General features: G+C 60.2%; 9 protein-coding genes. 3 read left to right on the top strand and 6 right to left on the bottom strand.

Going from position 1 to position 12,015, the window contains the following annotated elements:
* Nucleotides 1-87: 87 nt before the first annotated feature.
* From gsiD to QLG07_RS17890, 5 genes are read right to left on the bottom strand one after another with little or no spacing between them, the layout of a single operon-like run.
* Entirely contained in the window at nt 88-993 is a 906-nt protein-coding gene (gsiD, locus tag QLG07_RS17910; RefSeq protein WP_048916589.1) for a glutathione ABC transporter permease GsiD, read from the bottom strand.
* Between the two features lie 9 nt (nt 994-1,002).
* Entirely contained in the window at nt 1,003-1,923 is a 921-nt protein-coding gene (gsiC, locus tag QLG07_RS17905; protein ID WP_282469819.1) for a glutathione ABC transporter permease GsiC, read from the bottom strand.
* Nucleotides 1,924-1,964: 41 nt separating this feature from the next.
* Nucleotides 1,965-3,503 (bottom strand): glutathione ABC transporter substrate-binding protein GsiB, encoded by a 1,539-nt coding sequence (gsiB, locus tag QLG07_RS17900; RefSeq protein WP_282469818.1) that lies wholly within the window; start codon nt 3,501-3,503, stop codon nt 1,965-1,967.
* Between the two features lie 31 nt (nt 3,504-3,534).
* A complete protein-coding gene (gene gsiA / locus QLG07_RS17895) occupies nt 3,535-5,385 on the bottom strand; it encodes a glutathione ABC transporter ATP-binding protein GsiA (protein WP_282469817.1) in 1,851 nt (616 codons plus the stop codon).
* Entirely contained in the window at nt 5,385-6,329 is a 945-nt protein-coding gene (locus QLG07_RS17890) for an isoaspartyl peptidase/L-asparaginase (RefSeq protein WP_048916593.1), read from the bottom strand. Before QLG07_RS17890 ends, gsiA begins: the two co-directional genes overlap by 1 nt.
* Nucleotides 6,330-6,583: 254 nt before the next feature.
* Here QLG07_RS17890 and moeA point away from each other — a divergent pair, with 254 nt between their 5' ends.
* The 3 genes from moeA to QLG07_RS17875 are packed head-to-tail and all read left to right on the top strand — an operon-like array spanning nt 6,584 to nt 10,167.
* A complete protein-coding gene (gene moeA, locus QLG07_RS17885; protein ID WP_282469816.1) occupies nt 6,584-7,819 on the top strand; it encodes a molybdopterin molybdotransferase MoeA in 1,236 nt (411 codons plus the stop codon).
* Between the two features lies 1 nt (nt 7,820).
* A complete protein-coding gene (gene moeB / locus QLG07_RS17880) occupies nt 7,821-8,570 on the top strand; it encodes a molybdopterin-synthase adenylyltransferase MoeB (protein WP_282469815.1) in 750 nt (249 codons plus the stop codon).
* A 55-nt stretch (nt 8,571-8,625) separates the two neighbouring features.
* The gene (locus QLG07_RS17875) at nt 8,626-10,167 is read left to right on the top strand and encodes a sensor domain-containing diguanylate cyclase (protein WP_282469814.1); all 1,542 of its coding nucleotides are present in this window, start codon (nt 8,626-8,628) and stop codon (nt 10,165-10,167) included.
* 187 nt (nt 10,168-10,354) lie between these two features.
* On the opposite strand, the gene QLG07_RS17870 is transcribed toward QLG07_RS17875, so the two are convergent.
* Nucleotides 10,355-11,947, bottom strand: a complete 1,593-nt coding sequence (locus QLG07_RS17870; protein ID WP_048916597.1) for an ABC-F family ATPase — start codon at nt 11,945-11,947, stop codon at nt 10,355-10,357.
* Nucleotides 11,948-12,015 lie beyond the last annotated feature (68 nt).

Here is a 12,015-nt window from a genome sequence, read left to right as displayed (position 1 = left end):
GGGGTTTCACCGGGGCCAGGCACGCCTCGACCCTGCAAGGGATCGCGTGGGGTTTGGTAGGGGCGAGGCATGCCTCGCCCGCCATGGTTACACCTTCAGCTTCGGGTCCAGCGCATCGCGCAGCCCGTCACCCAGCAGATTAAACGCCAGCACGGTAAGGAAAATCGCCAGGCTGGGGAAGATCGCCACGTGCGGGGCCAGCACCATATCCGCCTGGGCCTCGTTAAGCATCGCCCCCCATTCCGGGGTCGGCGGCTGCGCGCCAAGACCCAGGAACGACAGGCTGGCAGCAGAGATAATCGAGGTGCCGATACGCATAGTAAAATAGACCACAATCGATGACAGCGTACCGGGCAGAATGTGGCGCAGGATAATGGTCAAATCAGACGCGCCAATACTGCGCGCCGACTCAATATAGGTCAGGTGTTTCAGCACCAGCGTGTTACCGCGCACCAGACGGGCAAAGGCGGGAATGCTGAAAATCGCCACCGCGAGGATCACATTCGACATACCGTTACCGAGTACCGCCACCACCGCAATCGCCAGCAGAATGCCAGGAAAAGCGAACAGCACATCGCAGATGCGCATGATAATCCGGTCCCACCAGCCCTCGTAGTAGCCGGCCAGCAGGCCGAGCAGCGTACCTGTCACCGCGCCCACCGCCACCGAGAAGAAGCCAGCCACCAGCGACAGGCGGCTGCCGAGCAGCACGCGGCTGAAAATATCGCGCCCCAGCGCATCGACGCCGAACCAGTGCATCATCGACGGTCCTTCATTCAGCCGGTCATAATCAAAGTAGTTTTCAGCATCGAACGGGGCCAGCAGCGGGGCAAAAATCGCCACCAGGATCAGCAGCAGCACAAATACCGCCGCAATCATTGCCACGTGCTGACGGCGAAAACGCCGCCAGAATTCCCGCCACGGGGTACGCACGCGATTCTCCCGCACGCTGGGCAGCGTTGCGAGCACGGCATTACGTCGCCAGTTAATCATCAAACATCCTTACTTGTAGCGGATCGCGGGGTTGATCGCCGCGTACAGCATATCGACCACCAGGTTAATCAGAATAAACTCCAGCGAAAATAGCAGCACTTCCGCCTGGATCACCGGGTAATCGCGCATCTCCACCGAGTCGACCAGCAGGCGCCCCAGCCCCGGCCAGTTGAACACCACCTCGACCACGATAGAGCCACCGAGCAGGAAGCCAAACTGCAGGCCCATCATAGTGACCACCGGGATCATCGCATTGCGCAGCCCGTGCTTGATCACCACCACCGACTCGCGCACTCCTTTGGCGCGCGCGGTGCGCATATAGTCTTCCTGCATCACCTCCACGAACGAGGCGCGGGTAAAGCGCGCCATCACGGCGGCGACGGCGGCACCCAGGGTGATCGACGGTAAAATATAGTGCTGCCAGCTGTCGGCACCCACGGTCGGCAGCCAGCCCAGCTCGACGGAAAACACCTGCATCAGCAGCATGCCGAGGGCAAACGCCGGGAAAGAGATCCCGGATACCGCCAGCGTCATCCCCAGCCGATCCGGCCAGCGGTTGCGCCACACGGCAGAGACGACGCCTATCGCCATGCCGAAAATCACCGACCACACCATGCTGGTCAGCGTCAGGTACAGCGTCGGCAGAAAGCGCTGGCCAATCTCTTCTGAGACCGGGCGTTTCGACACCATTGAATGGCCAAAATCACCCTGAAGGGCGTGGGTGATGTAGTGCCAGAACTGCTGCGGCAGCGGCAGGTTCAGCCCGAGCTGTTCGCGCACCATCGCTACGACCTGCGCATCGGCTTCACGCCCCGCAATCAGGCGCGCCGGATCGCCAGGCAGCAGATGGACGAACAGGAACACCAGCACCGCCACGATCAGCAGCGTTGGGATCAGCCCCAGCAGTCGTTTAATAAAATAGTTAAGCATCATCTTCCCTGCGCCTCCCCTGCGGGAGGCGCGTCAGTGCATTACTTCAGATCGGCATCATCAAAGCTGAATGAGGTGTCCGGCATCACGTAAAACCCGGTGAGGTTTTTGGTGTTGGCAGAAACCAGCTTCTCAACCACCAGCGGCGCCCACGGCTGCTCTTTCCAGATAATGTCCTGTGCATCTTTGTACAGCGCGGCTTTTTTCGCACCGTCGGTGGTATTCAGCGCGTCAGCGAGGTCTTTATCCACCTGGGCGTTGCTGTAGAAGGCGGTGTTAAAGATGGTTGGCGGCCAGGACTGAGTGGCAAACAGCGGCGTCAGCGCCCAGTTAGCTTCACCGGTCGAGGCAGACCAGCCGGTGTAGAACATGCGCACGCCGCTCTCTTTCTGGCCTTTGTCTTCCACCTGCGCGGCACGCTGCCCGGCATCCATGGCCGTCAGTTCAACCTTAATGCCAACCTGCGCCAGCTGCTGCTGGGTAAACTGCAGCACTTTCTGCGCGGTGCTGTGGTTATGCGACGACCACAGCTGGGTGGTGAAGCCGTTCGGGTAGCCTGCCTCTTTCAGCAGCTCACGCGCTTTGGCCGGGTTATATTCCGGGGCCGGGTAGCTTTGTGAATACTGAATCGACGGTGGCACAATGCCGGTGGCCGGGGTGGCATAACCGGCGAAGGCGACTTTCGCCAGCGCCTGACGGTTGATGGCGTAGTTAATCGCTGCGCGCACTTTCGGGTCGTTGAACGGCCTCTGCGTGACGTTAAAGCTGATATAGCGCTGCATGATCGACGGCGAGGTCACCAGATCGAGCTTGCTGTTTTTCTCCAGCAGTTTGGCCTGCTCAAACGGGATAGGGAAAGCAAAGTTCGCTTCGCCGGTTTGCAGCATCGCCGAGCGGGTATTGTTATCGACAATCGGGCGCCAGGTGATGCTGTCCAGTTTCGGATAGCCCGGCTTCCAGTAACCGGCGAATTTCTTCACCTTCACAAAGTCAGTCTGGTTCCAGGTGACAAATTCGTAAGGGCCGGTGCCGACCGGGTGGAAGCCGATATCCTTGCCATATTTCTTCAGTGCGGTCGGAGAGATCATCGCCGCAGCCGGGCTGGCGAGGGTGTTAATAAACGCCGAGAACGGCTGCTTCAGGGTGATTTTTACCGTGGTCGGGTTGACCACTTCGGTGCTGGCGATGGTTTTGAACAGGTTGAAACGCTTGAGGTGATTGTCCGGGTTGCTGGCGCGGTCGAGGTTCGCTTTTACCGCATCGGCATTAAACGGCGTGCCGTCCTGGAACTTCACCCCGCTCTTAAGCGCGATGGTATAAGTCAGTCCGTCCGGGCTGGCCTGGTAGCTGTCCGCCAGCACATTTTCCAGCTTCATCTCTTTATCGAAACCAAACAGCCCCTGATAGAACGACTTCGCTACCGCCTGCGACAGCGTGTCGTTGGCATCATACGGGTCGAGCGTGGTGAAGTTTGAGGCGACCGCAATGGTGACATCTTTCGCCGCCCAGGCAGGGAGCGCCACAATACTGCCGAGCAGGCCAGCGGTTAACAGCAACTTACGCGAGTGTTGATTTATCATTCAGTTCATCCCTTGTCGTCATTATGCAGTTTCAGGCGCGGGCGATAGCATGGCGTGCCACAAAATGCCCGCTGCTGACTTCAACCAGCGGTGCCACTTCCGGTTCGTCGCCCAGGGCGCGGATCGGGCTGGGTATTTCATCTACTAACAGTGCTCGTTCACGGCGGCGGTGCGTGGGGTCGGCCACCGGCACCGCCGCCATCAGTTTGCGCGTATACGGATGCTGCGGCTGTTCGAACACCGCCTGGCGCGGGCCAATCTCGACAATCTGCCCGAGATACATCACCGCCACGCGGTGGCTGATGCGCTCCACCACCGCCATATCATGCGAAATAAACAGGAACGCGATGCCAAACTCGCGCTGCAGGTCGAGCATCAGGTTGATAATCTGCGCCTGAATCGAGACGTCCAGCGCCGAGACGGCTTCGTCGGCGATCACCACTTTCGGGTTGAGCGCCAGCGCGCGCGCAATGCAGATACGCTGCCGCTGTCCGCCGGAGAACTCGTGCGGATAGCGCTGCGCATGCTCCGGCAGTAAGCCGACGCGCTCCAGCAGCCACGCCACGCGTTTTTCGGCCTCCTGCCCTTTGGCAATACCGTGAACCAGCAGCGGCTCCATAATCGAAAATCCCACTGTCAGGCGCGGATCGAGGGAGGCGTAAGGATCCTGGAAGATAAACTGAATATCGCGCCGCAGGTGCGACAGTGCCTGGCCGGAAAGCCGATCGATGCGCTTGCCGTTAAAGGTGATACTGCCGCCCTGGCTCTCTACCAGCCGCAGCAGCGAGCGCCCGGTGGTCGATTTGCCGCAGCCGGATTCACCGACCAGCGCCAGCGTTTCGCCGGGGCGCAGGTCAAAGCTGACTTTCTCCACCGCGTGAACGCGGCGGTGCACGCGGTTAAAGATGCCGCTGCGGATATCAAAGCGCGTCACCAGATCGCTCACCTGTAAAATCGGCGGCTCCTGCTGACGGACGGTGTCCTGCGGCTGTTCCGGCTGCTGCTCACCCTGCTGGATCAGCGGGAATTTTGCCGGCAGGCTACGCCCGCTCATTGCGCCGAGTTTCGGCACGGCGGCCAGCAGTGCGCGAGTGTAGGGTTGCTGGGGATGAGCAAACAGCGACTCGACGCTGCCGGTTTCCACCACGTCGCCGCGGTACATCACCTGCACGCGGTCGGCCATTTCGGCCACCACCCCCATGTCGTGGGTGATAAAAATCACCCCCATCTGCATCTCTTTTTGCAGCACGCGGATCAGCTGTAAGATCTGCGCCTGGATAGTCACGTCGAGCGCGGTGGTTGGCTCATCGGCGATCAGCAGCGCCGGGCGGCAGGAGAGCGCCATGGCGATCATCACGCGCTGGCGCATGCCGCCGGAGAGCTGATGCGGGTAACGCGACAGCACGTTTTTCGCTTCGGGAATGCGCACCAGATCGAGCATGCGCTGCGCTTCTTTCAGCGCGTCGGCGTGGCTTTTTCCCTGGTGCAGTCGGATCGACTCGGCAATCTGCTCCCCCACCGGGAACACCGGGTTGAGCGAGGTCATCGGCTCCTGGAAAATCATGGCCATATCGGCACCGCGAATGCGCCGCAGCTCGGACTGCGGCAGCGCGGCCAGGTTGACCCGCTGCTGATTGCGGCGCGTCAGCCACATCTGCCCGCTGTCGATATTGCCACCGCCCTGCTCCACCAGACGCATCAGCGCCAGCGAGGTGACCGATTTGCCGGAGCCAGACTCGCCGACGATCGCCAGCGTTTCGCCCTGGCGCACGTCCAGCGACAGCCTGTTTACCGCCTGGACGCGCCCGCTCTCCTGTTGAAAGCTGACGCTGAGATCGCGCACCGACAGCACCACATTGTCATGATGGCAAAACTCACTCATCAGGGCTCCTCCCGGTAGATCGCCACCACTGGCGCTTCACCCACTGTGCCATAGCCGCGATACATGCCTTCGCTGTTAAACGGTAGCACCACATTGCCTTCAGCATCCACGGCAATTAACCCGCCGCTGCCGCCGAGAGCCGGGATCTTTTCCATCACCACTTTACGACTCGCCTCATCCAGCGACAGGCCGCCGTACTCCATCAGGGCCGCAATATCATAGGCCGCCAGCGTGCGCATAAAGACTTCGCCGGTACCGGTACAGGAGACCGCCACGCCGCCGCTGGCATAGCAGCCCGCGCCAACCAGTGGGGAGTCACCAACGCGCCCAACCTGCTTATTGGTCATGCCGCCGGTGGAAGTGGCTGCCGCCAGGCTGCCGGCAAGATCTATCGCCACCGCGCCAACGGTGCCGAACTTACGGTCGGGGTCAAGGGGATCGCCATCGTGGTCAAGCAGGGTCTGGTCGCTGGCCATCGCGCGCTCAAGCTGGGCGCGGCGCTCCGGCGTGGAGAAAAAGCTGTTTTCGACCATTTCGAGGCCGTTCTCTGCCGCAAACGATTCCGCACCCGCGCCGATAAACAGCAGATGCGGACTGGTTTCCAGCACCGCGCGCGCGGCCAGCACCGGATTACGCACCCGGCTAACGCCCGCGACCGCTCCCGCTTGCCGCGTGCGCCCGTCCATCACGCAGGCATCCAGCTCGTGCGTACCCTGATGGGTAAACACCGAACCCCGCCCGGCATTAAACAGCGGGCACTCTTCCAGCTGGCGCACTGCTTCGGTCACCACGTCAAGCGCGCTGGCGCCCGCCGCCAGCAGCGCCTGCCCGCTGGCGACAATCTCTGACAGCGCCTGGCGATAGTGCTGCTCTTTTTCACTGTCCATGCTGCTGCGGGCGATTGCCCCCGCGCCACCATGAATTGCGATCGTCGCTCTGGCCATAATTCATTTACCCTGTGTGCCAAATCAGCATGAAAAACACTGAGTTAGAATGATTTTATTGAGAAAATGCGATTTTTGACTATAGGCAGGCAGTCTGGCGATGTAAAGAGGAAAGTTCGCACCCTGATAATAACTATTGGTTCTAAGATAAATCAGAATGCGACATTTTCCCCGCCAGCACGGGCAAACGTGACCCTGGCGGGGAATCACGCCATAATAGCGCTTTAAGATTTATGCGTGCGACCGGAGACACAATGGAAGCTTTTACTGCGGGACTGATCTCCCTCGACGATGCCCTCAATACCCTGCTGGCGCAGATTACCCCCCTGAGCGAAAGCGAAAGCGTGCTGCTACCCGCCGCCGTGGGGCGCATTACCGCTGCGGCGGTGACTTCGCCGATTGACGTACCGCCGTTTGATAATTCGGCGATGGATGGCTATGCCCTGCGCATGGCCGATGTTACCCCCGGTGCGGTACTTACCGTGGCCGGGAAAGCGTTTGCCGGCCAGCCGTTTAGCGGTGCCTGGCCGGCCGGCAGCTGCATCCGCATCATGACCGGCGCACCGCTGCCTGAGGGCTGCGAGGCGGTGGTGATGCAGGAGCAGACCGAAAGCATTGGCGATACAGTCCGTATCACCGCTGAGGTCAGCGCCGGGCAGAACATCCGCCGTGCCGGTGAGGATATCCTTCAGGGCACCGAGGTGCTGAGCGCGGGCACCAGGCTGGGCGCCGCCGAGCTGCCGCTGCTGGCCTCTCTCGGCATTGCGCAGGTTCCGGTCGTGCGCAAGCTGCGCGTGGCGGTGTTCTCCACCGGGGATGAGCTGCAGCCGGTCGGCCAGCCGCTGGCGGCGGGCCAGATTTACGATACCAACCGCTTTGCGGTCCAGCTGATGCTGGATAAGCTCGGCTGCGAGGTGATTGACCTCGGCATTATTCGCGACGACCCGGCGGCGCTGCGCGAGGCTTTCGTCCGTGCCGATGCAGCGGGCGATGTGGTGATCAGCAGCGGCGGCGTCTCCGTTGGCGCGGCAGATTACACCAAACAGATGCTGGAAGAACTCGGCGAAGTCGGCTTCTGGAAGCTGGCCATCAAACCGGGCAAGCCGTTTGCCTTTGGTCGCCTGCCCAACAGCTGGTTCTGCGGCCTGCCGGGCAACCCGGTGTCGGCGGTATTAACCTTTTATCAGCTGGTGCAGCCGCTGCTGGCGAAGCTTACCGGGCAGAGCGGCCCGGCGCTGCCGCCACGCCAGCGCGTGCGCAGCGCCGACCTGCTGAAGAAATCACCCGGTCGCCTCGACTTCCAGCGCGGGCTGCTGCAGCGCAATGCCGCAGGCGAGCTGGAGGTGAAAACCACCGGCCACCAGGGCTCGCACGTCTTTAGCTCTTTCCATCAGGCCAACTGCTTTATCGTGCTGGAGCGCGAGCGCGGCGACGTGCAGCCGGGTGAATGGGTTGACGTTGAGCCATTCAACGCGCTGCTGGAGGGCTGAGATGCTGCCCGAGCTGAGCGATGACGAAATGCTGCGCTATAACCGCCAGATCGTGCTGCGCGGTTTTGACTTTGCGGGGCAGGAGCAGCTGAAGTCTGCCCGCGTGCTGGTGGTCGGCCTGGGCGGGCTGGGCTGCGCCGCCAGCCAGTATCTCGCCGCTGCGGGCGTCGGCCATCTGACGCTGCTGGATTTCGACCATGTCGTCGTTTCTAACCTGCAGCGCCAGGTGCTGCACGCTGAGGCGCAGGTCGGGATGGCAAAAGTCGACTCTGCGCGGCTGCGTCTGGCGGCGCTTAACTCGCTGATCCAGATTGACACCGTCAATGCGCGACTGGATGACGCTCCCCTGGCAGCCCTGATTGCCTCGCATCAGCTGGTGCTGGACTGCTGCGACAACGTGGAGACGCGTGAACAGCTCAACCGCCTGTGCTTTGCCGGCAAAACTCCGCTGGTCTCCGGTGCCGCCATCCGCATGGAGGGCCAGGTCAGCGTGTTCAGCTGGGGTCAGGACGAGCCCTGCTATCGCTGCATCAGCCGGCTGTTCGGCCAGTCGACTCTGAGCTGTGTTGAGGCCGGGGTGATGGCGCCGCTGGTCGGCGTGATTGGCTCACTCCAGGCGATGGAAGCGATCCGCGCGCTGGCGCACTACGGCGGCGCGGTAGCAGGAAAATTATTGCTATACGATGCCATGACGCTGCAATTTCGCAGCATGAATGTGGCAAAAGATCCGCGCTGCGAGGTGTGCAGCTAAGCTTTCCAGCACTATAGTTAAGCGAATGCTGGGAAGCGAAAGGATTGATTAGCTTATGATCGATGAACAGATCGCCACTTCAGCAGGCACAAAATCTTCACTGCGCCGGATGATGATGGTTTTTTTGCTGACGATTGTCACGGCGGTGATGGTTATCAACGGCTGGATTGTCTGGAACTCGTGGAACCGGATGATTACCAGCTCGCAGAACGATGCCCGTAACCTCTCGCAGTCGCTGTCGCGCCAGGCGGAGGACACTTTCCTGCAGGTCGACCTGACGTTACAGGATCTGCGCGACCGCATCTCGCTGATTGGCCTGCGCCATGAACGCACCCCCTATCTCAGAGATCTGCTGTCCAACCGCAAAGCCAGCCTGCCGCAGCTGCATGGCCTGTTTATTTACAACAGTGAAGGCAACTGGCTGGTCACGTCCGATGGCAATGTTCCGCAGCGCGCTAATAACAGCGACCGCGAGTATTTTCGCTATCATCAGCAGAACCTCGACGGCAATGTCCATATTGGCAAGGTGATCCGCAGCCGCTCGACCGGCGATCTGGTTATCCCCGTTTCGATGCGCCTGAATAATCTCGATGGTTCGTTTCGCGGCGTGCTGCTGGCGACCGTACGCCTGAACTTTTTTAAGCAGGTTTATGGCTATTACAATATGGGCGATCGCGACGTGCTGGCGCTGATGCAGGCCGATGGCAATATCCTTTACGTGCGCCCGTTCGCAGACAATACCATTAACCGTAATATCTCCGGCAGCCCGCTCTTCACCCGGCTGCTGAAGAGTGCTCCAAACGGCACCGCGCTCTATAAATCGGCTCTGGACGGCATTGAACGGGTGTTGGGGTACTCCAGCCTGAAGCGCTACCCGCTGGTGGTGGCCGTCGGCTACGATAAAAAGGCGCTGCTGCAGGAGTGGTTCTCCGCTCTCAGCGTCTATATTGCGCTGTCGGCGATCCTGCTGCTGGTGATCTCCCTGCTCGGGTTGCTGGTGCTGCGCCATATTTCCCTCAACCTGAGGAATCAGCTGGAGCTGACTCAGGTGCGCGATCAGCTTACCGCCATGAACCGCACTTTACAGACGCTGGCGCTGGTCGACAGTCTTACCGGGCTGGCAAACCGCCGCCATTTCGACCTCTATCTGCAGCGCAACGTCGAGCGCTCCCACAAGCTGCGCACCCCGCTGTCGCTGCTGATGATCGATGTCGATTCGTTTAAAGCGTTTAACGACACCTACGGTCACCTGGCCGGGGATGATTGCCTGAAACAGATCGCTCATACGCTGTCACGCCTGCCGCACCGCCCGGAAGATTTGGTGACGCGCTACGGCGGCGAAGAGTTTGCGGTGATTATGCCGGGGGCGGATCGCACTGCGGCGCTGCGCTTTGCCGAACAGGCGACGGAGGCGGTGGCAAAGCTCGGCATTCCTAACCCGGGCAGCGATACGCCGGAGAGAATTGTGACGATCAGTATTGGGGTAGCGGTGGCGATGACCGACCGCAGCGAAACCGCGCGCCATCAGCTGATTGCCGAAGCGGATAAGGCGTTGTATGCGGCGAAGCGCGCGGGAAAAAACCAGGTGGGTGAATAACCGGGGGATACGGGACGACCGAAAAAGAAGGTCGTCCCCTACGTTTGCAGCAAGGCATTTGCAGGGGGACTGGCAGCGAGGCATTTGTAGGGGCTGACCCTCTTTTTCGGTCAGCCCGCACTATCAGCATCCAGCGCCGACCATAAAAAAGGGTCGGCCCCTACAGGGTATCGCCTGATTGCCGGGTTTACACGATGCCCTGGCTGCGCAGATAGTCTTCGTAGTTGCCGGTAAAGTCGTTCAGTTTGCCCGGCGTCATCTCAATCACGCGCGTGGCCAGCGAGCTGACGAACTCACGGTCGTGAGAAACGAAGATCAGCGTGCCTTCGTACATCTCCAGCGCCATGTTCAGCGCTTCGATCGATTCCATATCGAGGTGGTTAGTCGGTTCATCCATGATCAGCACGTTCGGCTTCTGCATCATCAGCTTGCCGAACAGCATGCGGCCCTTCTCACCACCGGACAGCACTTTGGCTGGCTTCTTGATATCGTCCTGGCTGAACAGCAGACGGCCGAGAATACCGCGTACCGCCTGCTCGTCATCGCTCTCCTGCTTCCACTGGCTCATCCAGTCGAACACGCTCAGGTCGTCGGCGAAGTCGTGGGCGTGATCCTGCGCGTAGTAACCAATTTGCGCATTCTCGGACCATTTCACGGTGCCGTTGTCCGGCAGCAGTTCGCCAATCAGCGTTTTCAGCAGCGTGGTTTTACCGATACCGTTCGGGCCGAGGATCGCCAGCTTTTCGCCCACTTCCAGCAGCATATTGACGTTTTTAAACAGCGGACCGTTGTCGAAACCTTTGGTCACGGCTTCCAGCGTCAGCGCATTGCGGAACAGTTTCTTATCCTGCTCGAAACGGATGAACGGGTTCTGACGGCTCGATGCTTTCACCTCATCCAGTTTGATCTTGTCAATCTGCTTGGCGCGTGAGGTCGCCTGACGGGATTTTGAGGCGTTGGCGCTGAAGCGGCTGACGAAGGACTGCAGTTCGTTGATCTGCGCTTTCTTCTTGGCGTTATCAGACAGCAGACGCTCGCGCGCCTGGGTTGCTGCCGTCATGTACTCGTCGTAGTTGCCCGGGTAAACGCGCAGCTCGCCGTAGTCGAGGTCGGCCATGTGGGTGCAGACCATGTTCAGGAAGTGACGGTCGTGCGAAATGATGATCATGGTGCTGTTACGCTCGTTCAGCACCTGCTCCAGCCAGCGAATGGTATCGATGTCCAGGTTGTTGGTCGGTTCGTCGAGCAGCAGAATTTCCGGGTTAGAGAACAGCGCCTGTGCCAGCAGCACGCGCAGTTTCCAGCCGGGAGCGACTTCGCTCATCGGGCCGTAGTGCTGCTCCAGCGGAATACCCACGCCCAGCAGCAGCTCACCGGCACGCGCTTCTGCGGTGTAGCCGTCCATCTCGCCATACTTCTCTTCGAGGTCAGCGACTTTATAACCGTCTTCTTCGCTCATCTCCGGCAGCGCATAGATCGCATCGCGCTCTTCCTTCACCGCCCACAGCTCGCCGTGGCCCATGATCACCGTATCCAGCACGGAATACTGTTCAAAGGCGAACTGATCCTGGCGCAGTTTACCGAGGCGCTCGTTCGGATCGAGCGAGACATTACCGCCGGAAGGAACCAGGTCGCCACCGAGAATTTTCATAAAGGTGGACTTACCGCTGCCGTTGGCACCGATCAGGCCGTAGCGGTTGCCGCCGCCAAATTTGACGGAGATATTTTCGAACAGCGGCTTACTGCCAAACTGCATGGTGACGTTGCTGGAAACTAGCACAGAGATAGCCTTTAATTTGCGATGTGAGTATGTGAGTCAGCGCGCATTATGCCAAAAAAAACAGGCGG

It is taken from the genome of Erwinia sp. V90_4 (genome assembly GCF_029967685.1).
GTDB classification, from domain to species: domain Bacteria; phylum Pseudomonadota; class Gammaproteobacteria; order Enterobacterales; family Enterobacteriaceae; genus Erwinia; species Erwinia aphidicola.
The sequence above is the reverse complement of the archived record's forward strand: the minus strand, read 5'-3'. Positions and strand labels throughout refer to the sequence as shown.

Bases quoted from the DNA above. Each gene is read 5' to 3' on its own strand.
- moeA (WP_282469816.1), top strand. From the start codon at position 6,584: ATGGAAGCTTTTACTGCGGGACTGATCTCCCTCGACGATGCCCTCAAT.
- gsiD (WP_048916589.1), bottom strand. From the start codon at position 993: ATGATTAACTGGCGACGTAATGCCGTGCTCGCAACGCTGCCCAGCGTG.
- gsiC (WP_282469819.1), bottom strand. From the start codon at position 1,923: ATGCTTAACTATTTTATTAAACGACTGCTGGGGCTGATCCCAACGCTG.
- QLG07_RS17890 (WP_048916593.1), bottom strand. From the start codon at position 6,329: ATGGCCAGAGCGACGATCGCAATTCATGGTGGCGCGGGGGCAATCGCC.
- gsiB (WP_282469818.1), bottom strand. From the start codon at position 3,503: ATGATAAATCAACACTCGCGTAAGTTGCTGTTAACCGCTGGCCTGCTC.
- QLG07_RS17875 (WP_282469814.1), top strand. From the start codon at position 8,626: ATGATCGATGAACAGATCGCCACTTCAGCAGGCACAAAATCTTCACTG.
- gsiA (WP_282469817.1), bottom strand. From the start codon at position 5,385: ATGAGTGAGTTTTGCCATCATGACAATGTGGTGCTGTCGGTGCGCGAT.
- moeB (WP_282469815.1), top strand. From the start codon at position 7,821: ATGCTGCCCGAGCTGAGCGATGACGAAATGCTGCGCTATAACCGCCAG.